Below are 26,654 nucleotides of genomic sequence, written 5' to 3'. Positions count from 1 at the left end.
GGTGGGACCGGCGTGAGCGACGGCGGCGACCCAGGTCAGCGTCACTTGTCAGACCCCCATGATGTAGTTCAGGCCATGTCCGCACCGCACACCGACCTGATCCCGCAGGCACTCACCCGGCCGGGTGTGCGGGGCACGGTGCGGGTGCTCGGCGGCGCCGGCACGGGCAAGAGCACCCTGCTGGTCGACACCGCGGTCGGGCACATTGGCGCCGGGGTGGATCCGGAATCTGTTCTGCTGCTGACGGGCTCGGCGCGGCTCGGGGCACAGTCGCGCGCCGCGATCACCGCCGCGCTGCTCAACGCCGGGTCGCGCGGGGTGATCCAGGAGCCGGTGGTCCGCACCGTGCATTCCTACGCGTTCGCCGTGCTGCGGCTGGCCGCGCAGCGCAACGGTGATCCGCCGCCACGGCTGATCACCAGCGCCGAACAGGATGGGATCATCCGCGAACTGCTCGCCGGCGATCTGTTCGACGGTGCCGAGAATTGGCCATTGCCACTGCATCCGGCGCTGGGCACCGCCGGGTTCGCCACCGAGCTGCGCGACCTGCTGGCCCGCTGCGCCGAGCGCGGGGTCGACCCCCAGGCGTTGCAGCGTCTCGGCAAGCTGTCGGGCCGTCCGGAATGGGTGGCCGCCGGCCGGTTCGCCACCACCTACGAACAGGTGATGTTGTTGCGCTCCTCGGTCGGCATGGCCGCGCCGCAGGCCACCGTGCCCGCGCTCGGCGCCGCCGAACTGGTCGGCGCAGCGCTGGACGCCTTCGCACTGGACCCGGCGCTGCTGGCCGCCGAACGTGCCCGGGTGCGGGTGTTGCTGGTCGACGACGCCCAACAACTCGACCCGCAGGCCGCCCTGCTGGTCCGGGTGTTGGCCGCCGGGGCCGATCTGGCGGTGCTCGCGGGTGATCCGGATCAGGCGGTGTTCGGTTACCGCGGCGGCGATCCCGCGCTGCTGCGCGCCGAAACCCCCGCGGTCGTGCTCACCGAATCGCACCGCTGCTCGGCGGCGGTCGCCGAGGCGGTCACCGGCATCGCTCGCAGACTGCCCGGCCACGAAGGGCTGCGCGAGTTCACCGGCGCGTCAGGCAGTCGCGGTTCGGTGACGGTCCGGGTCGCGGCCTCCGCGCACGCCGAAGCCACCCTGATCGCCGACTCGCTGCGGCGCGCCCACCTGCTCGACGGGGTGCCGTGGTCCCAGATGGCGGTGATCGTGCGGTCGGTGCCGCGGGTCGGCGCCGCGCTGGGCCGGGCCCTGACCGCCGCCGGGGTGCCGGTGGATCTGCCGCCGGCCGATCCGGGTCTGGCGCAGCAGCCCGCGGTGCGCGCTCTGCTCACCGTGCTCGATGCCACCGCCAACGGGCTGACCGGTCCGGCCGCACTGGATCTGGTGACCGGTCCGATCGGCCGGGTCGACCCGGTGTCGTTGCGGCAGTTGCGGCGTGCGCTGCGCCGCACAATGGGGCAGCGCGACGAGTTCTCCACCCTGCTGGTTCGGGCCGTGCAGCGGGTCCCCGACGACCTGGCCGCCGACCTGGCCCGCTGCCTACAGCGGGTGCAGGCGGTCCTGCGTGCCGCCCAGCAGAGTCACCGCGGCGGGGACGATCCACGGCACACGCTGTGGCAGGCCTGGAACCGCAGCGGCTTGCAACGCAGGTGGGTCACGCTGGCCGACCGGGGCGGCGCCGGAAGCGTTGCCGCCGAAGGCGATCTGGCCGCGGTGACGGCACTGTTCGACGTCGCCGACCAGTACGTCACCAACACCACCGGGGCGACGCTGAGCGGTTTGGTGGCCCACGTCGACGCGCTGGAATTGCCGCCCGTCGGTGCGCGCCCCGAACGGCCCGACACGGTCGCGATCTGCAGCCCGCACGCCGCGCTGGAACAGGACTGGGACTTCGTGGTGCTCGCCGGTGTGCAGGAAGGGTTGTGGCCCAACACTGTTCCGCGCGGCGGTGTGCTGGGCACCGGACATCTGGTCGACATCCTGGACGGGGTCGTCGACACCGAGGCCGGCCCGACGGCGCGGCTGTCCACCCGCGCGCCGCTGCTCGCCGAGGAACGGCGACTGCTGATCGCGGCGATGGGCCGCGCACGGCACCGGCTGCTGGTGACCGCCGTGGACAGCGATAGCGGCGATGCCGCGCTGTTGCCCTCCCCGTTCTGCGCCGAACTGGCCGCACTGAGCACCGACACCGATCCCGACGCCGGCCCGGAGCGTCAGTTGAGCCCGCTGCCGCAGCCGCGGGTGCTGACCCCGGCCGCGCTGGTCGGGCGGCTGCGCGCGGTGGTGTGCGCCCCCGACGGTGAGGTCGACGAGGACGAACGAGCTTGTGCGGCCACGCAACTGGTCCGGCTGGCGGCCGCCGGCGTGGCGGGCGCCGATCCGGCGCAGTGGCATCCACGCACCGCCCCGTCCACCGCGGAGCCGCTGTGGACCGGCGACGACCACGTCAACACCCTGTCACCGTCCACCCTGCAGACCCTGACGGACTGCTCGCTGCGCTGGCTGCTGGAGCGCCACGGCGGCAGCGACGGCCGCGACGTGCGCTCCGCGGTCGGATCGCTGGTGCACGCCATCGTTTCCGACTCGACCAGGAGCGAGAGCCAGATGCTGGCCGAGCTGGAACGAGTCTGGGCGGCCATGCCCTACGAATCGCAGTGGTACGCCGACAACGAACTGGCCCGGCACGGGGAGATGCTGGCCGCCTTCGCGCGTTGGCGTGAGGCCACCCGCGGGCAGCTGACCGAGGTCGGCACCGAGGTCGAGGTCGACGGCATGGTCGCCCCCGGGGTACGGGTGCGCGGGCGCATCGACCGGCTGGAACGCGACAACGCCGACCGCCTGGTCATCGTCGACGTCAAGACCGGCAAGAGCCCGGCCACCAAGGACGATGCCCAGCGCCACGCCCAGCTGGCGATGTACCAGCTGGCCGTCACCGAAGGCGTGCTGCCCGAGGGCGATGAGCCCGGCGGCGGGCTGCTGGTCTACCCCGGCAAGACCACCGCCGCCGGGGTCACCGAACGCACTCAGGACGCGCTCACCCCGGAGACCGCGCAGCAGTGGCGCGACACCGTGACGGCGGCCGGGGCGGCCACCCGGGGACCGGAGTTCGTGGCCCGGGTCAATGATGGATGCGGACACTGCCCGGTACGGGCGATCTGCCCCGCCCAGAACCCGGAGACCCCGACGTGATCGCCCAGCCGCAGTACAGCCCCGAAGACCTGGCCCAGGCGCTCGGCCTGTTCACCCCGACCCCCGAGCAGGCCGCGGTGATCGCCGCCCCGCCCGGCCCGCTGGTCGTCATCGCCGGGGCCGGCGCCGGCAAGACCGAGACGATGGCGGCTCGGGTGGTGTGGCTGGTCGCCAACGGCTACGCCCGGCCCGGTGAGGTGCTCGGCCTGACGTTCACCCGCAAGGCCGCCGGGCAATTGCTGCGCCGGGTCCGGACCCGGTTGGCCCGGCTCGCCGGCACCGGGATCGGCACCGAGGTCCGCGGCTCGCACATCGGTACCGACGACCCGCCGACCATCAGCACCTACCACGCGTTCGCCGGTGCGCTGCTGCGCGATCACGGGCTGCTGCTGCCGGTGGAGCCGGATACCCGGCTGATCGGTGAGACCGAGTTGTGGCAGCTGGCCTACCGCGTGGTGTGCGAGCACCCGCTGGAGCTGGACACCGACAAGTCCCCGGCCGCGGTCACCGCGCTGGTGCTGCGGCTCTCCGGTGCGCTGTCCGAGCATCTGGTCGACACCGGGGCGCTGCTGGACACCCACGTCGAACTGGAACGGCTCATCCATCACCTGCCCGCCGGGGGCAACCAGCGTGACCGCGGGCCAGCCCAGTGGCTGCTCAAACTGCTGGCCACCCAGACCGAACGCACCGAACTGGTGCCGCTGATCGACGAGTTGCACCGCCGGATGCGTGCAGAGAAGGTGATGGACTTCGGTGCCCAGATGTCGGCGGCGGCAAGGCTGGCGATGTCCGCGCCGCAGGTCGGTGCCCAGTTGCGGCAGCGCTACCGGGTGGTGCTGCTCGACGAATACCAGGACACCGGGCACGCGCAGCGCATCGCGCTGTCCTCGTTGTTCGGTGGCGGGGTCGACGACGGACTGGCGCTGACCGCCGTCGGGGACCCGATCCAGTCCATCTACGGCTGGCGCGGCGCCTCGGCGGCCAACCTGCCGCGGTTCGTGACCGACTTCCCGCTCGCCGACGGCAGCCCCGCCCCGACCCTGGAACTGCGCACCAGCTGGCGCAACCCGCCCGAGGTGCTGCATCTGGCGAACGCGACGTCCGAGTTGGCCCGCAGGCGCTCGGTGAACGTCCGCGAACTGCTGCCCCGCCCGGATGCCGAACCGGGCACCATCCGGGCCGCACTGCTGTCCGATGTTGTGGCCGAACGCAATTGGGTGGCCGACCAGATCGCCGCCCGCTACCTGGAGAACCCGACACCCCCGACCGCGGCGGTCCTGGTGCGGCGCAATGCCGACGCCGCGCCGATGGCCGAGGCGCTGACCGCGCGCGGGGTGCCGGTGGAGGTGGTCGGACTGGCGGGCCTGCTGGCGATCCCGGAGGTCGCCGACGTGCTCGCCATGCTCCGGTTGGTGGTCGACCCGACCGGCGGGGCGGCGGCGATGCGGGTACTGACCGGTCCGCGCCTGCGCCTCGGGGCCCGCGACATCACGGCGCTCTGGCACCGCGCCGTCGCCATCGACGTGCCGGTGCCCGGTGAGCAGGGGCCGCTGGAACGCATCGTGGCCCAGGCCGCCCCCGACGCGGACACCGCCTGCCTGGCCGACGCGATCTGCGACCCCGGCCCGGCGGACCGGTACTCCGCGCAGGGCTACCACCGCATCGTCGCGCTGGGACGCGAATTGACCGGGCTTCGGGCCCATCTCAGCCATCCGCTGCCCGATCTGGTCGCCGAGATCCGCCGCGTGCTCGGCGTCGACGTCGAGGTCCGGGCGGCGCGCCCGGTGGCCAACGGCTGGGGCGGCACCGAACATCTGGACGCCTTCGGTGACGTGGTCGCCGACTTCGCGGCCCGCTCCGACGGCTCGCCGGCCGGCCTGCTGGCCTACCTGGATGCGGCCGCGGAATTGGAGAACGGTCTGGCCCCGGCCGAGGTGACGGTATCGGCCGATCGCGTGCAGATCCTGACCGTGCACGCCGCCAAGGGCCTGGAATGGCAACTGGTGGCGGTGCCGCACCTGAGCGGGCGGGTGTTTCCGTCCACCGCGATGGCGCGGACCTGGCTCTCGGATGCCGGCGATCTACCGCCGCTGCTGCGCGGGGACCGGGTCACCGTCTCCGAACACGGGGTGCCGGTGCTGGACACCTCCGATGTCAACGATCGAAAAACGTTGGCCGACAAGATCGGCGATCATAAGGACATGCTCGCGCAACGCCGCGGGGACGAGGAATGCCGGCTGCTGTACGTGGCGCTGACCCGGTCCGAGCACACCCTGCTGCTGTCCGGGCACCACTGGGGCGCCACCGAATCCAAACCCCGTGGGCCGTCGGAGTTCCTCACCGAGCTCAAGCACGTCATCGACGCCTCGGCCGAGGCGGGCCAACCATGCGGCACCATCGACGAATGGGCGCCGGATCCGCCGGACGGGGAACTGAACCCGTTGCGGGGCAACGTCGTCGAGGCGGTATGGCCGTCCCGGCTGGACGGCGGCCGGCAGGCCGGCATCGAACGGGGTGCCGAACTGGTGGCCCGGGCCGCGGCCGGTGCGATCGGTCCCGGTTCGGACCCGGAGAACTGGGCCGCCGACGTCGATGCGCTGCTCGCCGAGCGGGAACGCGTCGCCGAACCGGTGCCGGTACCGCTGCCCGGGCAATTGTCGGTCAGCACCCTGGTCGAACTGGGCAAGGACCCGGCCGCGGCCCTCGCCCGGCTGCGCCGCCGGCTGCCGGCTCGCCCCGAACCACATGCCCTGCTGGGCACCGCATTCCATGAATGGGTGCAGCGCTACTTCCATGCCGAGCGGCTGTTCGATCTGGAGGATCTGCCCGGTGCCGTCGACGGCGAGGCCGGTCGCGCGCACGCCGAGGCACTGGCCGATCTGCAGGCGTCGTTCGCGGCGTCGCGGTGGGCGTCGCGCACCCCGACCGACGTCGAGGTGCCCTTCGACATGATCCTCGACCCGCAACGCGGCACGGTGGTGCGCGGCCGCATCGACGCAGTCTTCGCCGAACCGGACGGTGGTGCGGTGGTGGTCGACTGGAAGACCGGCGAGCCGCCGAGCACCCCGGAAGCGCAGCGCCACGCCGCCATCCAGCTCGCGGTCTACAGGCTGGCGTGGGCGGGACTGCAGGGGTGCCCGCCCGAATCCGTGCGGGCCGCCTTTCACTACGTGCGCAGCGGGGTGACCGTCATGCCCGAGGACCTGCCCGGGCCCGAGGAACTCGCCGACCTGCTGAGCGCCGCCGCAGCGGACGCTGCGCCCGTTCAGGAGGTGCGATAGACCTTGTAGGCCTGGGCGATCATCGGGATCTGCAGCGGCAGCCGGGCCCACGCACCGGCGCGCATGATGGCCGGCTTGTCCCGCCACAACCGCACCATGTTCACGTTGGCCGGGAACACCCCGAGATACAGCGCGATCGCGGCCAACGCGCCGAGCTTGCGGGTCTGCGGGACGATCAGCGCGGTGCCGACGGCGACCTCGGCCACCCCGGAGCCGTGGGTGTACAGCCGTGCGCTGCCGGGCAGTTCCGCCGGCACGATGGTGTCGAACGGCTTGGGCGCCACGAAGTGCAGAACGCCCATACCCACCAGCAGTCCGCCCATTCGGACGGCGCGGCGGGCATTTGCTTGTTGCTGATCTCCGGCTTGCGAGGTTGTCATGGTTACATTGTGGCGTGCCGACCCTGCACCGATTGGTGAATCGTGGCCAGAGGTAGGTTGCGCCGGCGGTTGGCGGCGGTCAACCAGAACCTCACGTCGCGTCATGACGCCGACCTCGTCGACGTACTGAGCATTCCGGAGAAGTTCGTCAGCCCCGGCCGGCGAATCTTCCAGCGGGTCCTCTACGCGCTCGGCGCGCTGTTCGCCGCGGTGCTCATCGTCTACCTGGACCGGCACGGGTACCGCGACATCAGTGACAGCCCGAACCCGGATGACCCGCTGTCGTTCCTGGACTGCCTGTACTACGCCACGGTGTCGCTGTCGACCACCGGCTATGGCGACATCACCCCGGTGACGCCGTCGGCGCGACTGGTCAACGTCCTGGTCATCACCCCGCTGCGGGTGGCGTTCCTGATCGTGCTCATCGGCACGACGGTCGAGACCCTGACCACCCAGTCGCGGCAGGCGTTGAAGATCCAGCGATGGAGGAGAAGCGTGCGTAACCACACCGTCGTCGTCGGCTACGGCACCAAGGGCCGGACCGCGGTCGCGGCCATGATCGGTGACGACGTCGCGCCCGCCGACATCGTGGTCGTCGAGAACAACCCGGCCGCCCTCGAGCGCGCCAAGAACGCCGGGTTGGTCACCGTGCGGGGCAACGCCACCGATTCGGAGATCCTGCGGCTGGCCTCGACCCAGCACGCCAAGTCGATCATCGTGGCCGCCAATGACGACAACACCGCGGTCCTGGTCACGCTGACCGCCCGCGAGCTGAACCCGAACGCCACCATCATCGCGGCGGTGCGCGAATCGGAGGGCCAGCACCTGCTGAAGCAGTCCGGCGCGACGACCACCGTCGTGACCTCCGAGACCGCGGGCCGGCTGCTGGGTCTGGCCACCCAGACCCCCAGCGTCGTCGAGATCATGGAGGACCTGCTGACCCCCGATGCCGGGTTCGCGATCGCCGAGCGCCCGGTGGACATCAAGGAGGCCGGCGGCTCACCCCGTCACCTCACCGACATCGTTCTGGGCGTCGTGCGCGAGGGCCAGCTGCTGCGCGTGGACGACGAACGCGTCGACGCCCTGGAGCTGACCGACCGGCTGCTCTACGTCCGCTCGAAGGAAGACCGGTAACACCCCGTGAGTTTCACGCTCCGCAACGTTCCACTGCTGTCCCGCATCGGGGCCGACCGCGCCGACACGCTGCGCACCGATATCGACGCCGCCATCGCGGGCTGGCCCGATGCGCTGGTGCTGCGGGTGGACCGCCGCAACCAGGTGCTGATCGCCGGCGACAGCGTCGTGCTCGGGCGCGCCACCGGCCTGGGTGACGCACCGCCCGCGCACGCGGTGTTCCTCGGCCGGCTCGACGACGGCCGGCACGTGTGGGCGATCCGCGCCGCCCTGGAAGCACCCGAGGATCCTTCGGTCGAGGCCTCGGTGCTCGATCTGCGCCGGGCCGGCTCGATCTTCGACGATGCCAGCGCGCAACTCGTGGCCACCGCGACGGCCCTGCTGAACTGGCACGACAGCGCCGGCTTCAGCCCGGTCGACGGTTCGCCGACCACGTCGATCAAGGCGGGCTGGGCGCGGATCAACCCGGTCACCGGGCACGAGGAGTTCCCGCGGATCGATCCGGCCATCATCTGCCTGGTGCACGACGGGCACGACCGTGCGGTGCTGGCCCGCCAGGGTGTCTGGCCGGACCGGATGTTCTCGATCCTGGCCGGATTCGTCGAAGCGGGGGAGTCCTTCGAATCCTGCGTGGTCCGCGAGATCGCCGAGGAGGTCGGCCTCGACGTCACCGATGTGCAGTATCTGGGCAGCCAGCCGTGGCCGTTCCCGCGGTCGTTGATGGTCGGATTCCACGCCCTCGGCGACCCCGAGCAGCCGTTCGCGTTCAACGACGGCGAGATCGCCGAGGCGCAGTGGTTCACCCGCGCCGAGGTCCGGGAGGCCCTCGAACACGGCGACTGGAGCAGCAGTTCGCCGCCGCGGCTGCTGCTCCCGGGCTCCATCTCCATCGCCCGCGAGATCATCGAATCCTGGGCGGCGCAGGACTGACGATGGAAGCGCTGATACCCGAAACCGTCCGGCAGGCACGCTGGTACATCGCCGGCGGGATTCTCGCGATCATCGTCGGCGTCGTCCGCGCCTCCGGGTTCGCCACCCACGGCGGGATCGTCTACCTCGTGATGGCGGTGCTGTTCCTGACGCTCGGCGTTGCCTCGGTGGCCGCCGGCGTCATCCGGATCCGGCGCGGCGACGGCGGCCCCGAGCGTTAACCCAGCTTGGCCTTGACCTGCTTGATGTTCGGGTTGGTCAGGGTGGACCCGTCGGCGAACTTGACGGTGGGCACCACGTGATTGCCGTTGTTGACCGAGCCGACGAACTCCGCGGCGGCCGGGTCGGCCTCGATGTCGACCTCGGTCCAGGCGATGCCCTCGGCCTTGAGTGCGGTCTTGAGCCGATTGCAGTATCCGCACCAGGTGGTGGTGTACATGGTCAGCTGGGCGTTGCTCATGGCGCGGTCAACCTATCGACGTCGGTGCGTATTCCCACAAACCCTAGAAGACCCCGAGGAGACTTCCGGGTGCAGGGATGAATCACCCGCCCACAGCACTTGTAAACATCACCGAATACAGGGGGATCACATGCGGATCGCAGTAGCCGGAGCCACCGGGAACATCGGTGCCCGCACCGTCGCCGTGCTGACCGGCCAGGGTCACGACGTGGTGCCGATCAGCCGGTCCGCCGGGGTGGACCTGTCCACCGGGTCCGGCCTGGACGAGGCGCTGACCGGGGTGGGTGCGGTGATCGACGTCATCAGCGCACCGCCGCATTCCCGGGACCAGACCGTCGACTATCTGGGCAGTGCCACCGCCCGGCTGCTGGCCGCCGAACAGCGCGCCGGGGTCGGCCATCACGTGCTGCTGTCCATCGTCGGGATACACGGCATCGACGGCAATCCGCACTACGCCGGGAAGCGGGAACAGGAACGGCTGATCGCCGAGAGCCCGGTGCCCTGGACCGTGGTGCCGGCCACCCAGTTCCACGATTTCGCCGAGATGGTGGTCGGTTGGACCGAGTGCGACGGCGTCGCCGAGATCGCGCCACTACTGGTGCAGCCCATCGCCCCGGACGACATCGCGGCCGTCCTCGCCGAGGTCGCCGCGGGCAGCCCGCAGGGCCGGCACGTCGACGTCGCCGGCCCCGAAACCCAGGATCTGGTCGACATGGCCCGGCGCACCCTGACCGCGCGCGGGCGGACCGTCCGGCTGGTGCCGACGTGGTCGTCGGTGTTCGGTCCGGAGATGGCGGGCAACGCCCTGCTGCCGGGACCGGACGCCCGGCTCGCGCCGACGACCTTCGAGCAGTGGCTGAGCCAGCAGCGGTAACACGACTGTCGGAGGCTCCTGCCATGATGGACGGCATGCCGTCCGTCGACAGTCTGCTCGGCGACCTCGACGACGAACAGCGCGAGGCCGTCCTCGCCCCCCGCGGACCGGTCTGTGTGCTGGCCGGCGCCGGTACCGGCAAGACCCGCACCATCACCCGACGCATCGCGCACCTCGTGGTGGGCGGCCATGTAGCCCCGGGTCAGGTGCTGGCCGTGACGTTCACCGCGCGGGCGGCCGGGGAGATGCGCGGCCGGCTGCGAGCGCTCGGTGAGCAGGCCGGCGTGCCCACCGCCGCGGTGCAGGCCGTCACCTTCCACGCCGCGGCCCGCCGTCAGTTGCAGTACTTCTGGCCGCGGGTGGTCGGCGACACCGGCTGGCAGTTGCTCGACAGCAAGTTCTCGGTGGTGGCGCAGGCCGCAAACAAGGCCGCCGTCAAGGCCAGCACCGACGACGTGCGCGACCTCGCGGGGGAGATCGAGTGGGCCAAGGCCTCACTGATCACCCCGGAGCAGTACGCCGACGCGGTCGCCCGGGCCCGCCGCGACATCCCGATGGAGGCCGGCACCGTCGCCAAGGTCTACAACAACTACGAGCGGCTCAAGACGCACCGCGACGGCACCGCACTGCTGGACTTCGACGATCTGCTGCTGCACACCGCGGCCGCCATCGAGAACGACCCGGCCGTCGCACAGGAGTTCCGGGACCGGTACCGGTGCTTCGTCGTGGACGAGTACCAGGACGTCACCCCGCTGCAGCAGCGGGTACTCAACGCCTGGCTGGGGCAGCGCGACGACCTGACCGTGGTCGGGGACGCCAACCAGACCATCTACTCGTTCACCGGGGCCACCCCGAAGTTCCTGCTCGACTTCTCCCGCCGGTTCCCCGAGGCGACGGTGGTGCGGCTGGAACGCGACTACCGATCCACCCCCGAAGTGGTGTCGCTGGCCAACCGGGTGATCGCGGCCGCCCGCGGCCGGATGGCCGGCAGCAAGCTGCACCTGATCGGCCAGCGCCCGCCGGGGCCCAAACCGTCGTTCGCCGACTATCCCGATGAGGTGGCCGAGGCGGCCGGGGTCGCCAAGATGGTGAAGGCACTCATCGAATCCGGGACCCCGGCATCCGAAATCGCGGTGCTGTACCGGATCAACGCGCAGTCCGAGGTGTACGAGGAGGCGCTCACCGAAGCCGGTATCGCCTTTCAGGTCCGCGGCGGCGAGGGGTTCTTCAGCCGACAGGAGATCCGGCAGGCGTTGATTGCTTTGCAGCGCAACGTCGATCATCCCTACGATTCGCTTCCGGACCTGGTGCGGGTACTGCTGGAGCCGCTGGGATTGACCGAGGAGCCCCCGGCGGGCACCAAGGCCCGTGAGCGCTGGGAGGCGCTGGCCGCGCTCGCCGCACTGGTGGACGATGAAGTGGCACAACGACCTTCGCTGGACCTGCCGACCCTGCTCGGCGAGCTGCGCCAGCGCGCCGACTCCCGCCACCCACCGGTCGTACAGGGTGTCACGCTGGCTTCGCTGCACGCGGCCAAGGGGCTGGAATGGGATGCGGTCTTTCTGGTCGGCCTCGCCGACGGCACCATGCCGATCTCGCATGCGCTGGCCCACGGCCCGGACAGCGAGGCGGTGGAGGAGGAGCGTCGACTGCTCTACGTCGGGGTCACCCGCGCGCGGGTGCACCTCACGCTGAGCTGGGCGTTGGCCCGCGCCCCCGGCGGCAGGCAGAGCCGGCGGCCCTCCCGGTTCCTCAACGGGCTGGCGCCGCAGTCCTCCTCCGATACCAACCCGGCGCGCCCCAAACGCGCCCGCGGTGCGGCACCGCGATGCCGGGTCTGCAACGGTGCGCTGAACAGTTCGACCGCGATCATGCTGCGCCGGTGCGAGAACTGCCCGTCCGACGTCGACACCGAACTGTTGGCCGAACTCAAGGACTGGCGGTTGCGCGTCTCCCAGGAGATGAAAGTACCCGCCTTCGTGGTGTTCACCGACAACACCTTGATCGCCATCGCCGAAACCCTGCCGGCGGATGCGGCGGCCCTGGTCGCCATCCCCGGGATCGGCGCCCGCAAGCTGGAGCAGTACGGTCCGGATGTGCTGGCGCTGGTCAAGGCCCGGGCCTGAGAACCTGCCATCTTCCGCACAGATTCCGCCAAAACCGCTGGTCAAAAAATCGCTTGTGCGTTTGTGCTGCTAGCCTCTAGCCTCAGACACACACGTTCTACGTGACTAAACGGCTGTACGGAAGCGGAAGGAGGGACTCGGCATCATGGAGATCATCACCATGAATCGCGGCGTAGCCGCCAGCGCCATGCCGCTGCCCGTCCGCGCCGTCGCCGGCATTCCCGCCACGCATCGAGCTGGTTGGGCGCCCGCTGCCGCCGCGCCGCAGCACAAGCGCCGCTACGCCGATGCGATCCCCGCGTCCGTGAAATGGGGTACCACCTAGGTAACCCCAGCACCGCCGAAAAGGCCACGGACCCGCGACAACCGGATCCGTGGCCATTGTTTTTCGGAACACCCGAACACTCTGGTCGCCCGGTCCGGTCAATACATCGACACCGAACAATCGACCAGGAAGTAGGGAAAGACATGTCCGTTCAGGCATGCGCTGAACGAATACTGCCCGCGGTGCCGTGCCACCAGGCCGATCCCGACCTGTGGTTCGCCGAGAGCCCGACCGAACTCGAACGGGCCAAGGCGCTGTGCGCAGATTGCCCGATCCGCAGCCTGTGCCTCGACGAAGCCCTGGAAAGGCAAGAGCCATGGGGCGTTTGGGGCGGCGAGATCCTCGAACGTGGAACCATCGTGGCGCGCAAGCGGCCACGGGGGCGTCCGCGCAAGAACAGCCGCGAAGGGCAGGCAGCCTGATGGCCGTGCGCGAGACTACGGGTTTTGGCGGGATCGGTTCGAAAACCCGCCAGAACCCGTAGTCTCGGCGAACGGATCAGCCGGTGAAGCCCGGAACCAGTTCGGTGGCAATGGCTTTCACCGGAACATGGGCATCGAGCTGGCAGCAGATCGCGATGGTCGACGCGATCACCCGCAGCGGGATGGCCAGGTTGGCCGGCAGGTCGAGCTGGCGGGCCATCTTGATCTGGGCCACCGAGTTGTCCATCTGGCCGGCGGCCATTCGCTGAATCCAGCGCCGGGTGTAGTGGAACACCTCGACCTCCACCGGCTCCACGTACTGGCGCAGCATGTCGTCGATTTCCTCGACCGAGACCTGCTCACCCTTCTGGATGAACCCAGCCTCTTCCATCGCCGGCAGCAGCGCGTCGTAGTTCTTGTCCCGGGCCAGCCGGATACAGGTCCCCAGCGAGGGCGGGAATCCGCCGGGCAGCGGGGCCACCGCACCGAAGTCGATGACGCCCATCCGGCCGTCGGGCAGCAGCATGAAGTTCCCCGGATGCGCGTCGCCGTGCATCATCTCCAGGCGCTTGGGGGCGCCGAAGGTCAGCTCGGTGAGCCGGGTGCCCATCAGGTCGCGCTGCTCGGGGGTGCCCTCGCGGATGATCACCGACATCGGGATGCCATCCATCCACTCGGCGATCACCACCTTGGGCGCGCTGGCCACGATGTGCGGCACCGCGAAATGCGGGTCGTTCTCGTAGGCCTTGGCGAACGCGCGCTGGTTGTCGGCCTCCAGCCGGTAATCCAGCTCCATCTCGGTGCGCTCGATCAGCTCGGCGACCACGGCCTCGATGTCGGCACCGGGGGCGAGCTGCTTGAACACGCCGGTCAGACGCTGGATGGTCTTCAGGTCGGCACGCAGCGCTTCGTCGGCGCCCGGGTACTGGATCTTGACCGCGACCTCGCGCCCGTCCGCCCACACCGCCTTGTGCACCTGCCCGATGCTGGCCGACGCGATCGGCTTGTCGTCGAAGGACAGGAACCGCTCCCGCCACTTGGTCCCGAGCTGGCCGTCCAGCACGCGGTGCACCTTGGCCGCCGGCAGCGGGGGAGCCTCCCGCTGCAACTTGGTCAGCGCCTCGCGGTAGGGCTTGCCGTACTGCTCGGGGATGGCCGCTTCCATCACCGACAGCGCCTGGCCGACCTTCATGGCCCCGCCCTTGAGTTCACCCAGAACGGTGAACAGCTGCTGGGCAGCCTTATCCATCAGCTCCGCGGTGACATCGTCCTTGGACTTACCGGCCAGCCGCTTGCCGAAGCCCAGAGCCGCTCGGCCGGCAAACCCGACGGGCAGGGTGGCCAGCTTCGCGTTACGGGAGACGCTGCGCCGTTTGATTTCAGACACCCAACCATCATCCATGACGCGGCTGAACTACCTGCAACGAACTGGCAACAACTGATGTCAACAGGCGCACGCCGGGTGGCGCGACCAGCGCCGGGTGACCACCGATCCGGTGCCGACATCGAACTCCACCGTGGTGTCCAACGTCATCGGGGCCGCCCCGGCATCGGCGCCGTCGGGGTCATCACGCATCGCTCGGACCACCAGGTCGACCTGGGTGAGCGCCAACGCCGCGGTGCCGAGCACGGTCGCCCGGTCGGCCGTGGTCACCGCGTGGCGAAGCTGGGCGGCCAGGGCCGGCCAGGCGGCGTCGCGGTCGCTGCGGTGTAAATCCGCGCACGACAGGCACGACGTGACCCCGGGAATCACCAGCGGCCCGATCAGGCCGGTGCCGTCGCGCACCCGGACCGGCAGGTGCGGCACCCGGGCGGCATGCAGATCGCGCAGCACCCGCGGATCGCTGACCAGCGTGTCGGCCAGCACCACCAGATCGGTGTGCTCGGCGGTCACCACCGCGTGCCGCCTGCTGCTGCGGCTGATCCGGGTCCCCGAACAGCGCAACGCGCCGGCCAGCAGATCCGACAGCGGTCCGCGGCCGTGGATGCGTACCGAGACCGATCGCGTGCAGGGACGTGCCGGAGTCACCGTCACCGCCCCGGCGGAGACCAGGGTGTCCAGCAGGTCCGCCACGGCGTCCGCGCCCAGCCCGAGACCGGCCGCGCGGGCGGCGACATCAGCGGCCGGGGCCGGGTTCTGCAGGGAGCGCAGCAGTCCGGCCAGCGCGGCGCCGGTGAGTCCGGCCGGCGGGTGCACCTGCACCGCGCGCCGCGGATCCCAGCCGACCTGCACGCTGCCGTCGGGACGCAACAACACCGGCCTCGCCGGGTTGAGTGCGTAGCGCCGCATCCGATGACTGTGTCATGTCCGGCGCACGCCCGGCGTCAGTTATCCACAGGGCCCTCGGGGTCGCCGCCGGGGCCCTCGTTCTTCTCCAGATCGGCGAGCGCCTGATCGATGCCGCTGGTGTCACCGCCGAGCACCCGGTCGATGAACGCCGCCGGCTCGTCGAGATCGTCGGCGCCGGGCAGCAGATCGGGGTGCTGCCACACGGCGTCGCGGGCGTCCGCGCCGACCGCCTCGGTGAGCTTCTCCCACAGCGCCGCGGCCTCGCGCATCTTGCGGGGCCGCAGCTCCAGCCCGACCAGGGTGGCGAAGGTCTGTTCGGCCGGGCCGCCGGTTGCCCGGCGCCGCCGCAGCGTCTCGCTCAACGCGGAGGTACCGGGCAGCCGGTCCCCGAGCGCGGCGGTCACCACGGTCTGCACCCAGCCCTCGATGAGCGCCAGCATCGTCTCCAACCGCTCCAGCGCCGCGGTCTGCTCCGGGGTGGCCTTCGGTTCGAACATGCCCTGGCTGAGTAGCTGCTCCATCGCGGCCGGGTCGGCCATCGAGGCCGGGTTGAAACCCTGCGCCAGATCCTCGATGCCGGACATGTCGATCTTCATGCCCTTGGCGAAGGCCTCGACCGCATTGAGCAACTGGCTGGACAGCCACGGGACGTGACTGAACAACCGGTGGTGCGCGGCCTCACGAGCGGCCAGGAAGGTCAACACCTCGCTGCGGGACTGCTCCAGGCCCTCGGCCAGTGCGTCGACGGCCTCGGGCATCAGCGCGGCAACACCCTTGGGCCCCAGCGGCAATCCGATGTCGGTGGAGGTGAGCACCTCCTTGGAGAGCTTGCCGAGAGCCTGGCCGAGCTGGCTGCCGAAAGCCATGCCGCCCATCTGCGACATCATCGCCAGCAGTGGGCCGGCCATCGCCTGAGCCTCCTCGGGCAGCGCCGAGGCCCACACCGTGGAGATCTGTTCGGCCACCGGGTCGCACAGCCGCTTCCAGGTCTCCAGGGTGTTGTCGATCCAGTCGGTCGGCGTCCAGGCCGCGGTGCGGTTGGCGCCGGCCGGCAGCGGGGTGGCGCCGTCGAGCCAGGTCTCGGCCAGACGCACCGCATCGGCGATGGCGCTGCTGGTCGACTCCGGCACCGGGGCGACGAATCCGATGGCGCTCGACGCCAACTGGCGGGCCAGGTCGTAGTTCACCGGGCCGGCCTGCTGGCCGCCGGCGGCCATATTGCCTGCACCGCTGAACATCTCGCCGAGCCGGGTGAAGATCTGCCCGAGATCGGACATGTCGAAATTTCCACCGCCCAGCCCGAACGGGTCCCCGGAGGGATCTTTCTTGCGTTTGTCCGGATCCGGGTCATCTCCAGAGGAGAAGCCGAAGGGCAGGTCAGCCATAGCGTCAACGGTACCCACCGAGGGAAGGGCCGGTGGGGCCGCGGGTCACGCTGTGGGTGAACGCGCTCTACTGTGGGCGGCGTGAACAGGCGGATTTTGACGCTGGTGGTCGCGCTGGTGCCGATCCTGGCATTCGGGTTGCTGCTGTCGGTGGTGACGGTTCCCTTCGTCGCGCTGGGGCCGGGTCCGACGTTCGACACCCTCGGCGAGGTGAACGGCAAGCCGGTTGTCGACATCAGGAGCACCGAAGGGGTGGCCGGGGACATCACCCACCCGACGTCGGGTCACCTGAACATGACCACGGTGTCGCAGCGCGACGGGCTGACCCTCGGGCAGGCCCTGGTGCTGTGGATGTCGGGCCGCGATCAGCTGATCCCGCGCGAACTGGTCTATCCGCCGGACAAGTCCAAGGACGACATCGACAAGAGCAATACCGCCGACTTCAAGCGTTCCGAGGACGACGCCGAGTTCGCGGCACTGTCCTTTCTGAAGTACCCGAAGGCGGTCACCGTCGAGTCGGTGGAGGAGAAGGGGCCCTCGGCAGGCAAGCTGGAGCGCGGCGACGCCATCGACATGGTGAACAACATCGCGGTGCCCGACCTCAAGGCGTTCCAGGACATCGTGAAGGCCACCCGGCCCGGCGAGCAGATCGTCATCGACTACCGCCGCAAGAACGGCCCGCTGGGCACCACCACCATCACTCTCGGCGAGCATCCCGAAGGGGAGCAGGGCTTCCTCGGGGTCGGCGTGCTGGATGCGCCGTGGGCCCCGTTCGACATCGAGTTCAACCTGGCCAACATCGGCGGGCCGTCGGCCGGGCTGATGTTCAGCCTGGCGGTCGTCGACAAGCTGACCACCGGGGAACTCAACGACGGCAAGTTCGTCGCCGGCACCGGCACCATCGACGCCGAGGGCAAGGTCGGCTCCATCGGCGGGATCACCCACAAGATGGTGGCCGCCCGCGAGGCGGGGGCGACGGTGTTCCTGGTGCCCGCGGACAACTGCGCCGAGGCACTCACCGCGCACGAGGACGGCATGCAGCTGGTGAAGGTGGACACGTTGACCACCGCCGTGGACGCGTTGAACTCGATCTCTGCCGGTAGCGAACCCCCGACATGCTGAGAGATTCCTTGGCCGGCACTGCGTAGAGTTGGGGAAAGTTGTGGCAGCTCGACCCGGACCGGGGTCGGGGCCACGTACCACGGACTGGAGTTGAAGAGTTGGGTATGCGGCCCGCGGCGAGAATGCCGCAGCTGACAGGTCGGAGCCGGGTTTTCATCGGCGTCGCGGTCGTCGTCGTCCTGTTGTTGTTGGTGGGACCACGCTTCATCGACGGCTATGTGGACTGGTTGTTCTTCGGTGAACTCGGCTACCGCTCGGTGTTCACCACGGTGCTGTTCACCCGCATCGTGCTGTTCCTGGCCGTGGCGCTGCTGATCGGCGCGGTGGTGTTCGCTGCGGTGGCGCTGGCCTACCGCACCCGGCCGGTGTTCGTGCCGACCGCCGGACCCAACGACCCGGTCGCCCGCTACCGGACCACCGTGATGAGCCGGCTGCGGCTGTTCGGCATCGGTATCCCGGCTTTCATCGGTCTGCTGGCCGGCATCGTGGCGCAGAGTTACTGGCCGCAGGTGCAGCTGTTCCTGCACGGCGGCGAGTTCGGGATCACCGACCCGCAGTTCGGGATCGACCTCGGCTTCTACGCTTTCGACCTGCCCTTCTACCGGCTGGTGCTGACCTACCTGTTCGTGGCGGTGTTCCTGGCCTTCGTGGCGAACCTGTTGGGCCACTACCTGTTCGGCGGTATCCGGCTGTCCGGTCGCACCGGTGCACTGAGCCGGGCGGCCCGGATCCAGCTGATCGCGCTGGCCGGCACCCTGGTGCTGCTCAAGGCGGTGGCCTACTGGCTGGACCGCTACGAACTGCTGAGCAACACCCGCGCCGGTAAGCCGTTCACCGGCGCCGGCTACACCGATATCAACGCGGTGCTGCCCGCCAAGCTGATCCTGCTGGCCATCGCGGTGATCTGTGCGGTGGCGGTGTTCTCCGCGCTGGTGCTGCGGGATCTGCGGATCCCGGCGATCGGCCTGGTGCTGCTGCTGCTGTCATCGCTGGTGGTGGGTGCGGGGTGGCCGCTGATCGTCGAGCAGTTCAGCGTCAAACCGAATGCGGCGCAGAAGGAAAGCGAATACATCAGTCGCAGTATCGCGGCGACCAGACACGCCTACGGGTTGACCGACGACGTGGTGACCTACCGCGACTACAGCGGCGATGCCGCGGCCACGGCCCAGCAGGTCGCCGCCGATCAGGCCACCACCTCGAACATCCGGCTGCTGGACCCGACGATCGTCAGCCCGGCGTTCACCCAGTTCCAGCAGGGCAAGAACTTCTACAACTTCCCCGACCAACTGTCGATGGACCGCTACACCGGGCCCGACGGTCAGATCCGCGATTACGTGGTGGCCGCCCGTGAACTGAACCCGGACCGGTTGATCGACAACCAGCGGGACTGGATCAACCGGCACACCGTGTACACCCACGGCAACGGGTTCGTGGCCTCGCCGGCCAACACCGTGCGCGGCATCGCCAACGATCCGAACCAGAACGGCGGGTACCCGGAGTTCCTGGCCAGTGTGGTCGGCGCCAACGGCACCGTGGTGTCCCCGGGCCCGGCTCCGCTGGATCAGCCGCGCATCTACTTCGGTCCGGTGATCGCCAGCGCCGCCGACGATTACGCCATCGTCGGCAAGAACGGTGACGTCGACCGCGAGTACGACTACGAGACCAACACCGAGACCAAGAACTACACGTACCAGGGCTCCGGCGGTGTACCGCTGGGCAACTGGTTCGCCCGGGGCGTATTCGCCGCCAAGTTCGCCGAGCGGAACTTCCTGCTGTCCAACGTGATCGGGGAGAACAGCAAGATCCTGTTCAACCGTGACCCGGCGAAGCGGGTGGAGGCGGTGGCGCCGTGGCTGACCACCGACAACAGCGTGTACCCGGCCATCGTGAACAAGCGGATGGTGTGGATCGTCGACGGCTACACGACGCTGGACAACTACCCGTACTCGGAGTTGACCACCCTGTCGAACGCCACCATCGACTCCAATGAGGTCGCGGTCAACCGGTTGCTGCTCGACAAGCAGGTGTCCTACATCCGGAACTCGGTGAAGGCCACCGTCGATGCCTATGACGGCACGGTGACGCTGTACGCGCAGGACGAGAACGACCCGGTGCTCAAGGCGTGGATGGCGGTCTTCCCCGACACGGTGAAGCCCAAGGCGGACATCACCGAGGACCTGCAGAAGCACCTGCGCTACCCAGAAGATCTGTTCAAGGTGCAGCGCGCACTGCTGGCCAAGTATCACGTCGACGACCCGGTGAAGTTCTTCACCAACGCCGACTTCTGGGATGTGCCACTGGATCCCAACCCGACGGCCAGCAGCTTCCAGCCGCCGTACTACATCGTCGCCAAGGATCTGGCGCAGCAGAACGGGTCGGCGTCCTTCCAGTTGACCAGTGCGATGAACTGGATCCGTCGTGACTTCCTGGCGGCCTACATCAGCGCCAGTTCGGATCCGGACTCCTACGGCAAGCTGACCGTGCTGACCGTGCCCGGTCAGGTCAACGGTCCGAAGCTGGCCTTTAACGCGATCAGTACCGACACCGCGGTCTCCACCGAGTTGGGGCAGATCGGGCGTGACGGCCAGAACCGCATCAGGTGGGGCAATCTGCTCACTCTGCCGATCGGCAACGGCGGGTTGCTTTATGTGGCCCCGATCTACGCCTCGCCCGGCGCCAGCGACGCGGCGTCGTCCTACCCGCGTCTGATCCGGGTGGCGATGATGTACAACGACAAGGTCGGCTACGGCCCGACCGTCCGCGATGCGCTGGATGAGATCTTCGGCGCCGGTGCGGGTGCGACGGCCACGGGCCCGGCGCCCGCGCCCGGGCAGGCCGGTGCGCGCCCGCCGGCGCAAGCCGCGGCCAATCCGCAGGCCGCACCGCAGCAGGGCAGCGTCCCCGATGCGGCTCCGCCGCCGGCTGCCGCGGTCCCGTCGGGTCCGGTGCAGTTGTCGGGTGCGAAGGCCGCTGCGCTGGCAGAGGTCAATGAGGCGCTGGACAACATGCAGCAGGCACAGACCGGCGGTAACTTCGCCGAGTTCGGTGAGGCGCTGCAGCGGCTGGACGACGCGATGAACAAGTATCGCGAGGCCAAGTAGCTCCGGCGGATTGGCCCGATGAGTGGGCCAAGTAGCTCCGGCGGATTGGCCCGATGGGTGGGCCAAGTAGTTTCACGCTGACTCTGCGGTCATGGCGGGAACGTTCGAGAGGACGTCGCCATGACCGCAGAGTCGTTTCGCGTACAGGGGAGGAGTGTGTCAGTGATCCCGGTTGGCGCGGCCATTGCCGCTGCTGAGCAGCAGCCACTGGCGATCCCATTCCACGTACCGCCGGCGATCAAGCCGGGTGCGTAACAACGCGAATGCGGCCACGGCCACAACCGTCGTGCCGGTCCAGACCGCAAGACCCACGCCCAGTCCGGTGCTGTGCACCTGCTTGGACTGTCTTGCCGGATCGGCCGGCCTGCCGGCTTCGTCGATCCAGATGGTCAGCCGGTCACCAACGTGCGGCGTTTCCTTCATAGAGACAAATGCTTTGCGCTCCTGGAAAGCCTCGGTCCATTCCACGCCGACTCTGCGCACGAGAGTGGGCACGCGGCTGGGCACGGCATTGCGGATCTCGACAATGGTGGCTTCGACCGGATTCAGGGACTGGGTGTACTGGAGATTGCGCTCCGCCTCGGCAGCGCCGGCTGCTCGACCCGCGAGCACCGCAGCCGGTACCGCGACGAAGATCATCGCCAGCAGAAGGACTCTGGCGACGGCCTCGATGCGATCTTGGCGTCGGACCAGGGAGCTGCTACTCAACCCACACAGGACCCAGGGCCGCCGATGACGACGCCCCGGATTGGATGTGGTCATGCGCGCCCCCATACCCGTGTAACGGCCACGTTAACCACCCTGACACTCGGTCCCATTGGGGGCAATGCAGCGGTGGTCGGAGCGGCTGATCTCACAGTGCGTGCTCCCGCTGCGCCGCGGTCACACTCGGCATGACCTGCGATTTATCGCGCCTTGCAGCCGCCCCCAAGTGAACACCAAGTGGGTTGGGAGAGCGTTGACCTCAGCCGATCAACTCTGCCCGAAAGGACCCTCGATGACCCTGGCCGAATCTGTCGACGAGAGCGCGCTGTCGACGCTGCCCGACCACGTCAGCGCCCTGGTGGCGCTGCCCGGCGAGCCCGGCTATGAACGCTGCACGCCGTGGAACGTGGCCGTGCCGGTGCGGCCCGCCGCGGTGGTGTTCGCCACCTCGGCGCACCACGTCGCCGAGGCGGTGCGCTTCGCCGCCGCGCACGGCCTGAAGGTCACGGTGCAGGCGACCGGTCACGGGGCCGTCCCGGTCGGCGAGGACGCCATCTTGGTGCAGACCAGCGCCATGACCGACTGTGTGGTGGACCTGCAGACCCGGGTGGCCCGGGTCGGCGCGGGGGCGCGGTGGCAGCACGTCCTCGACGCGGCCGCACCGCACGGGCTCGCGCCGCTGTGCGGGTCCTCGCCGTCGGTCGGTGTGGTCGGATATCTCACCGGCGGAGGCGTCGGACCGTTGGTCCGCAGCGTCGGCGTGTCGTCGGACTACGTGCGTTCCTTCGATCTGGTGACCGGCGCCGGGGAGTTGCTGCACGTGACGCCGGAGCAGCACGCCGACCTGTTCTGGGGTCTGCGCGGAGGCAAATCCACCCTGGGCATCGTCACCGCGGTCGAGTTCGAGTTGCTGCCCATCTCCGAGTTCTACGGCGGTGCACTGTATTTCGATGGCGCCGACGCCCCCGCGGTGCTGCCTACGTGGCAGGAATGGAGCCAGAGCCTGCCGGAGAACATCAACACCTCGATCGCCTTCCAGCAGCTGCCGCCGCTGCCGGGAGTCCCCGAACAGCTGGCAGGTCGGCTGACGGTGGCGGTGCGCTACACCGCGCTGGATGATTTCGCCGAGGGCGCAGCGCTTCTCGCCCCGATCCGGGAGGCGGCGACGCCCGTCCTGGACACCGTCGGGGTGCTGCCGTATGCCGCGATCGGTGCGGTGCACGCCGACCCGGTGGACCCGATGCCCTGCCACGAGGGTCAGGTGCTGCTGCGTGAATTCGGTTCCGAGGCAGTCGATATCCTGCTGGCCGCGGCCGGCCCCGGCTCGGCCTCGGTGCAGACCATCGTGGAGGTGCGGCTGCTCGGTGGTGCGATGGCCCGCCAGGCCGAACATCCCAGTGCTTTCGGTAACCGCCAGGCCGCGTATGCGGTGACGACGATCGGGGTGCCGATGGGCCCGGCCGCCGAGTTGGTGCCGGCCCAGGCCGGTGCGCTCGCGCGTGCCCTGCAGCCGTGGTCCACCGGAGGTCTGCTGCCCAACTTCGCGCCCGCGGCGGACGCCGCGCGGATGGCACGGGTGTACGACGAGGACACCCGGCACTGGCTGGCCACGCTGGCCGACCGGTACGACCCGGCCGGGGTGCTCAGGACCGGGCAGGTCGTCCGAATCTGACCGGAAAACCGGCTCTGAGCACACGATTTGGTGCGCTGCATCCCCTTGGGTAATGTTGTGTTCACCCGACGCGGGGTGGAGCAGCTCGGTAGCTCGCTGGGCTCATAACCCAGAGGTCGCAGGTTCGAATCCTGTCCCCGCTACTAGGTAGAACGGCCCCCGGAGATTTCTCCGGGGGCCGTTTTCATGGGGTTGGTGAACGCACTTGTGAATGGGGCACCTGGCGAGGCTCCCTGGGGGCCGACGTCGACATCGTTCAGGGACAAACGGTGTGGTGCCGGTGGACGTGCCGGAGGGCGCAGCGGGGACGTGCGGTTGGGGTTGCGTCGATCACGCTGAGCGAGTGCCTGTCGGGTCACGCTCTCGACGGTCGAGCCGATGGCGCGACAGATCGTCACGCGTTTTCTGGCGGGCCAGCGTCAGGCCGGTCGACTGGCCGTTGTAATAGAGCACCGCAGAAATCTCGAGCGCCGTATCGCTCGCCGATGGCGGACTGCCCATGGCGGCTCTTTCGGGGTCGGATCCGTCCCTCCCTCTGCGTTGGGACGGATCCTCCCCGAGGAGCGGGCCGACCTACTGGTAGATCGCCTGGTACAACTCGATGACCTCGTCGGCGTCGGGAACCCGCGGGTTGTTGCCCGGAGATCCGGAGGCTAGCGCCTGTGCTGCCATCACCTCAAGACGCGAATCCCAGTCCGTTGCATCGATGCCGTACTGCGCGGGCGAGGGCACCGCAACATCGGCGCACAGGGCGTCGAGTTCGTCGACCAGGGCGCCTGCGGCCACGGCATCACTGGCCGAATCGTCGGCGACGCGCATCGCACGCGCACACTCGGCATACCGAGCCGTGGCCGCCTGCGCCGAGAATCGGGTGACAGCCGGCAGCAGCATCGCGTTCGACAGGCCGTGCGCTACATGGAAATGCCCGCCGATGGGACGACTCATACCGTGTACCAGTGCCACGCTGGCGTTGGAGAACGCCATCCCGGCCTGGGTCGAGGCGAGCATCATCGCTTCCCGCGCGGCTCGATCCTCACCGTCGGCATACGCGCGGCGCAGGTTGGCGCTGATGGTGCGCATGGCCACCAGCGCCAATCCGTCGCTGAACGGATTCGCGCGACGGCTCACATAGGCCTCGATGGCGTGGGTCAGCGCGTCGACACCGGTGTCGGCGGTGAGGCGAGCCGGCATCGATATAGTCAGCTCGTAGTCGACCACGGTCGCGATGGGAAGAAACGACAGACCCGGGCACAGCATCTTCTCGTCGGTGTCGTCGTCGGTGATCACCGTGAACTGTGTTGCCTCCGAACCGCTTCCCGCCGTGGTCGGTATCGCGACGATCGGTAGCGCCGGGCCGCCGTACAAACTGGGTGCCTTGAAGGAGGCGATATCGCCCTCGGCGACCGCCAGCACGGCGAGTGCCTTCGCGGTGTCCATGGGGCTACCGCCACCGAATCCGATGACACCGTCGGCGCGATGGGTTCGCACGATCTCAAGTCCAGGCACCAACGATGATGATGTCGGATCGGGCACCGTCTCGGCGAACAGCGCCGGCTCACAACCGGCTTGGCGCAGGATGCCCATCAGCCGGTCGGCCTGACCAGTGTCGGCGAGGTAGCCGTCGGTCACCAGGACCGGACGCGTGATGCCGACTTGTGCGCAGAGAGTCCCGAGATCGGCCGCAGCGCCGGCGCCGATCTTGCTGTGTCTAGGAAGAGTGACGTTGTAAGACATGGTTTATCCGTTCTCGGGGAAGCCGAGGTTGATTCCGCCGTGCGACGGGTCGAGCCAGCGGCTGGTGATGGCCTTCTGTCGGGTGAAGAAGTTGACGCCGTCCATGCCGTGGGCGTGGCTGTCGCCGAACAGGGAGGCCTTCCAGCCGCCGAAGCTGTAGTAGGCCATCGGGACGGGGATCGGGACGTTGATGCCGACCATGCCGACCTCGACCTCGTTCTGGAAGCGCCGCGCCGCGCCGCCGTCGTTGGTGAAGATGGCGGTGCCGTTGCCGTAGGGGTTGGTGTTGATCAACTCCAGGGCTTCGTCATAGGTTTCGACGCGCAGCACCGAGAGCACGGGGCCGAAGATCTCGTCGGTGTAGACGCTCATGTCGCGGGTGACGTTGTCGAGCAGGGTGGGGCCCAGCCAGAAGCCATCTTCGCCGCCGTCGGCGGTGACGTTGCGGCCGTCGACGACGACCTTGGCGCCGTCGGCTTCGCCGGCGTCGATGTAGGAGGCCACCTTGTCGCGGTGGGCCTTGGTGACCAGCGGGCCCATATCGGAGTCCTTGGTGCCGTCACCGGTCTTGAGGCCCACGGTGCGTTCGGTGATCTTGGCGACCAGGTCGTCGGCGATGGGGCCGACCGCGACGGCGGCGCTGATGGCCATGCAGCGCTCACCGGCGGAGCCGAAACCGGCGTTGACCATGGCATCGGCGGCCAGGTCCAGGTCGGCGTCGGGCAGGATCACGGCGTGGTTCTTGGCGCCGCCGAGGGCTTGGACGCGCTTGCCGGCGGCGGTGCCGGTGGCGTAGACGTACTGGGCGATCGGGGTGGACCCGACGAAGGACACGCTCTTGATCTTGGGGTTGGTCAGCAGCTCGTCGACGACGGTCTTGTCGCCCTGCAGCACGTTGAACACACCGTCGGGCAGACCGGCTTCCTTCCACAGCGCGGCCAGCCACAGCGAGGCGGACGGATCCTTTTCCGAGGGCTTGAGCACCACGGTGTTACCGGCGGCGATGGCGACCGGGAAGAACCACATCGGCACCATGGCCGGGAAGTTGAACGGCGAGATGATCGCCACCGGGCCCAGGGGCTGGCGGATGGAGTAGACGTCGACCTTGGTGGAGGCGTTCTCGGTGTAACCACCCTTGAGCAGATGCGGGATGCCGCAGGCGAATTCGACGACTTCCTGGCCGCGGCCGACCTCACCGAGGGCGTCGGAGACGACCTTGCCGTGCTCGCTGGTGATGATCTCGGCCAGCTCACCCTTGCGCTCGTTGAGCAGTTCGCGGAACCGGAACAGTACCTGGGTGCGCTTGGCCAGCGACGCGTCGCGCCAGGCCGGGAACGCGGCGGCGGCGGCGTCGATGACGGCCTGGGCGTCCGAAACGCTGCCCAGGGCGACCTGACCGGTGACCTGGCCGGAAGCCGGGTTCGTCACGGGCGCGGTCTGTGCCGAGGTGCCTTGAAACAGTTCGTTGTTCAGCCAATGGCTGATGGCCGTGGGCCGAGATGCGGTCTGAGTCACCCCACC

21 protein-coding genes and 1 tRNA gene are annotated in these 26,654 nt (G+C 69.3%); 13 read left to right on the top strand and 9 right to left on the bottom strand.

From position 1 onward, the window contains the following. The first annotated feature begins 75 nt into the window (after positions 1-75). Positions 76-3,192, top strand: coding sequence for an ATP-dependent helicase (locus V4U86_RS20125; protein ID WP_395307696.1), 3,117 nt, complete (start codon positions 76-78; stop codon positions 3,190-3,192). Next, positions 3,132-6,473: an ATP-dependent helicase gene (locus tag V4U86_RS20120; RefSeq protein ID WP_395307695.1), complete on the top strand. Its 3,342-nt coding sequence runs from the start codon at positions 3,132-3,134 to the stop codon at positions 6,471-6,473. The genes V4U86_RS20125 and V4U86_RS20120 overlap by 61 nt, the downstream gene beginning before the upstream one ends. Here V4U86_RS20120 and V4U86_RS20115 read toward each other — a convergent pair. After that, positions 6,458-6,853, bottom strand: coding sequence for a DoxX family protein (locus V4U86_RS20115; protein WP_395307694.1), 396 nt, complete (start codon positions 6,851-6,853; stop codon positions 6,458-6,460). The two genes, V4U86_RS20120 and V4U86_RS20115, sit on opposite strands and share 16 nt — an antisense overlap. A gap of 42 nt (positions 6,854-6,895) precedes the next feature. On the opposite strand from V4U86_RS20115, the gene V4U86_RS20110 reads away from it, so the two are divergent. The 3 genes from V4U86_RS20110 to V4U86_RS20100 are packed head-to-tail and all read left to right on the top strand — an operon-like array spanning position 6,896 to position 9,138. Next, a complete protein-coding gene (locus tag V4U86_RS20110) occupies positions 6,896-7,987 on the top strand; it encodes a potassium channel family protein (RefSeq protein WP_395307693.1) in 1,092 nt (363 codons plus the stop codon). Between the two features lie 6 nt (positions 7,988-7,993). Then, positions 7,994-8,917 (top strand): NAD(+) diphosphatase, encoded by a 924-nt coding sequence (gene nudC / locus V4U86_RS20105; protein ID WP_395307692.1) that lies wholly within the window; start codon positions 7,994-7,996, stop codon positions 8,915-8,917. A 2-nt stretch (positions 8,918-8,919) separates the two neighbouring features. Beyond that, complete coding sequence (locus V4U86_RS20100; protein ID WP_395307691.1) at positions 8,920-9,138, top strand: hypothetical protein; 219 nt, start codon at positions 8,920-8,922, stop codon at positions 9,136-9,138. Here the strand turns inward: V4U86_RS20100 and mrx1 are convergent. Next, positions 9,135-9,377 carry a mycoredoxin Mrx1 gene (mrx1, locus tag V4U86_RS20095; RefSeq protein ID WP_395307690.1) on the bottom strand — a complete coding sequence of 81 codons (243 nt, stop codon included), beginning with the start codon at positions 9,375-9,377 and terminating at the stop codon, positions 9,135-9,137. The two genes, V4U86_RS20100 and mrx1, sit on opposite strands and share 4 nt — an antisense overlap. Positions 9,378-9,507: 130 nt before the next feature. Between mrx1 and V4U86_RS20090 the strand changes: the two genes are divergently transcribed. The 4 genes from V4U86_RS20090 (at position 9,508) to V4U86_RS20075 (ending at position 13,124) form a co-directional block, all read left to right on the top strand. Next, positions 9,508-10,251, top strand: a complete 744-nt coding sequence (locus tag V4U86_RS20090) for an SDR family oxidoreductase (protein WP_395307689.1) — start codon at positions 9,508-9,510, stop codon at positions 10,249-10,251. Positions 10,252-10,286: 35 nt separating this feature from the next. Next, a complete protein-coding gene (locus V4U86_RS20085) occupies positions 10,287-12,377 on the top strand; it encodes an ATP-dependent DNA helicase UvrD2 (RefSeq protein WP_395307688.1) in 2,091 nt (696 codons plus the stop codon). Between the two features lie 145 nt (positions 12,378-12,522). After that, positions 12,523-12,702: a hypothetical protein gene (locus tag V4U86_RS20080; RefSeq protein ID WP_395307687.1), complete on the top strand. Its 180-nt coding sequence runs from the start codon at positions 12,523-12,525 to the stop codon at positions 12,700-12,702. Positions 12,703-12,845: 143 nt separating this feature from the next. Then, positions 12,846-13,124 carry a WhiB family transcriptional regulator gene (locus tag V4U86_RS20075; RefSeq protein ID WP_395307686.1) on the top strand — a complete coding sequence of 93 codons (279 nt, stop codon included), beginning with the start codon at positions 12,846-12,848 and terminating at the stop codon, positions 13,122-13,124. Between the two features lie 76 nt (positions 13,125-13,200). Here the strand turns inward: V4U86_RS20075 and V4U86_RS20070 are convergent, their stop codons facing one another. From V4U86_RS20070 to V4U86_RS20060, 3 genes are read right to left on the bottom strand one after another with little or no spacing between them, the layout of a single operon-like run. After that, positions 13,201-14,526 (bottom strand): macrolide-binding ATPase MABP-1, encoded by a 1,326-nt coding sequence (locus V4U86_RS20070; protein WP_395307685.1) that lies wholly within the window; start codon positions 14,524-14,526, stop codon positions 13,201-13,203. A gap of 42 nt (positions 14,527-14,568) precedes the next feature. Then, positions 14,569-15,414 carry a cyclodehydratase gene (locus V4U86_RS20065; RefSeq protein WP_395307684.1) on the bottom strand — a complete coding sequence of 282 codons (846 nt, stop codon included), beginning with the start codon at positions 15,412-15,414 and terminating at the stop codon, positions 14,569-14,571. A gap of 35 nt (positions 15,415-15,449) precedes the next feature. Then, on the bottom strand, positions 15,450-16,799 hold the full coding sequence (locus V4U86_RS20060; RefSeq protein ID WP_395307683.1) for a zinc-dependent metalloprotease: 1,350 nt from the start codon (positions 16,797-16,799) through the stop codon (positions 15,450-15,452). Between the two features lie 81 nt (positions 16,800-16,880). Between V4U86_RS20060 and V4U86_RS20055 the strand changes: the two genes are divergently transcribed. After that, complete coding sequence (locus V4U86_RS20055; protein ID WP_395307682.1) at positions 16,881-17,921, top strand: YlbL family protein; 1,041 nt, start codon at positions 16,881-16,883, stop codon at positions 17,919-17,921. Positions 17,922-18,019: 98 nt separating this feature from the next. Then, complete coding sequence (locus tag V4U86_RS20050; RefSeq protein WP_395307681.1) at positions 18,020-21,022, top strand: UPF0182 family protein; 3,003 nt, start codon at positions 18,020-18,022, stop codon at positions 21,020-21,022. A gap of 159 nt (positions 21,023-21,181) precedes the next feature. On the opposite strand, the gene V4U86_RS20045 is transcribed toward V4U86_RS20050, so the two are convergent. Then, positions 21,182-21,784, bottom strand: coding sequence for an Rv1733c family protein (locus V4U86_RS20045; RefSeq protein ID WP_395307680.1), 603 nt, complete (start codon positions 21,782-21,784; stop codon positions 21,182-21,184). A gap of 235 nt (positions 21,785-22,019) precedes the next feature. Between V4U86_RS20045 and V4U86_RS20040 the strand changes: the two genes are divergently transcribed. Together V4U86_RS20040 and V4U86_RS20035 are read left to right on the top strand one after the other, a co-directional pair. Beyond that, positions 22,020-23,399: an FAD-binding oxidoreductase gene (locus V4U86_RS20040; protein ID WP_395307679.1), complete on the top strand. Its 1,380-nt coding sequence runs from the start codon at positions 22,020-22,022 to the stop codon at positions 23,397-23,399. Positions 23,400-23,468: 69 nt separating this feature from the next. Further along, positions 23,469-23,542, top strand: a tRNA-Met gene (locus tag V4U86_RS20035). Between the two features lie 187 nt (positions 23,543-23,729). On the opposite strand, the gene V4U86_RS20030 is transcribed toward V4U86_RS20035, so the two are convergent. From V4U86_RS20030 to V4U86_RS20020, 3 genes are all read right to left on the bottom strand, one after another. Beyond that, positions 23,730-23,900 (bottom strand): hypothetical protein, encoded by a 171-nt coding sequence (locus V4U86_RS20030; RefSeq protein WP_395307678.1) that lies wholly within the window; start codon positions 23,898-23,900, stop codon positions 23,730-23,732. 72 nt (positions 23,901-23,972) lie between these two features. Further along, positions 23,973-25,133 (bottom strand): iron-containing alcohol dehydrogenase, encoded by a 1,161-nt coding sequence (locus tag V4U86_RS20025; RefSeq protein WP_395307677.1) that lies wholly within the window; start codon positions 25,131-25,133, stop codon positions 23,973-23,975. Between the two features lie 3 nt (positions 25,134-25,136). Continuing rightward, entirely contained in the window at positions 25,137-26,648 is a 1,512-nt protein-coding gene (locus V4U86_RS20020) for a CoA-acylating methylmalonate-semialdehyde dehydrogenase (protein ID WP_395307676.1), read from the bottom strand. Positions 26,649-26,654: the final 6 nt, after the last annotated feature.

The organism is Mycobacterium sp. AMU20-3851, from assembly GCF_043974665.1.
In the GTDB taxonomy this organism is placed as follows: domain Bacteria; phylum Actinomycetota; class Actinomycetes; order Mycobacteriales; family Mycobacteriaceae; genus Mycobacterium.
Note: the sequence above shows the minus strand (reverse complement) of the source record. Positions and strands in the feature narration are given on the sequence as shown.

Coding starts and splice junctions, on each gene's coding strand:
- V4U86_RS20125 (WP_395307696.1), top strand. CDS start 76: ATGTCCGCACCGCACACCGACCTGATCCCGCAGGCACTCACCCGGCCG.
- V4U86_RS20120 (WP_395307695.1), top strand. CDS start 3,132: ATGCGGACACTGCCCGGTACGGGCGATCTGCCCCGCCCAGAACCCGGA.
- V4U86_RS20115 (WP_395307694.1), bottom strand. CDS start 6,853: ATGACAACCTCGCAAGCCGGAGATCAGCAACAAGCAAATGCCCGCCGC.
- V4U86_RS20100 (WP_395307691.1), top strand. CDS start 8,920: ATGGAAGCGCTGATACCCGAAACCGTCCGGCAGGCACGCTGGTACATC.
- mrx1 (WP_395307690.1), bottom strand. CDS start 9,377: ATGAGCAACGCCCAGCTGACCATGTACACCACCACCTGGTGCGGATAC.
- V4U86_RS20090 (WP_395307689.1), top strand. CDS start 9,508: ATGCGGATCGCAGTAGCCGGAGCCACCGGGAACATCGGTGCCCGCACC.
- V4U86_RS20085 (WP_395307688.1), top strand. CDS start 10,287: ATGCCGTCCGTCGACAGTCTGCTCGGCGACCTCGACGACGAACAGCGC.
- V4U86_RS20080 (WP_395307687.1), top strand. CDS start 12,523: ATGGAGATCATCACCATGAATCGCGGCGTAGCCGCCAGCGCCATGCCG.
- V4U86_RS20075 (WP_395307686.1), top strand. CDS start 12,846: ATGTCCGTTCAGGCATGCGCTGAACGAATACTGCCCGCGGTGCCGTGC.
- V4U86_RS20070 (WP_395307685.1), bottom strand. CDS start 14,526: ATGGATGATGGTTGGGTGTCTGAAATCAAACGGCGCAGCGTCTCCCGT.
- V4U86_RS20065 (WP_395307684.1), bottom strand. CDS start 15,414: ATGCGGCGCTACGCACTCAACCCGGCGAGGCCGGTGTTGTTGCGTCCC.
- V4U86_RS20060 (WP_395307683.1), bottom strand. CDS start 16,799: ATGGCTGACCTGCCCTTCGGCTTCTCCTCTGGAGATGACCCGGATCCG.
- V4U86_RS20045 (WP_395307680.1), bottom strand. CDS start 21,784: ATGACCACATCCAATCCGGGGCGTCGTCATCGGCGGCCCTGGGTCCTG.
- V4U86_RS20040 (WP_395307679.1), top strand. CDS start 22,020: ATGACCCTGGCCGAATCTGTCGACGAGAGCGCGCTGTCGACGCTGCCC.
- V4U86_RS20030 (WP_395307678.1), bottom strand. CDS start 23,900: ATGGGCAGTCCGCCATCGGCGAGCGATACGGCGCTCGAGATTTCTGCG.
- V4U86_RS20025 (WP_395307677.1), bottom strand. CDS start 25,133: ATGTCTTACAACGTCACTCTTCCTAGACACAGCAAGATCGGCGCCGGC.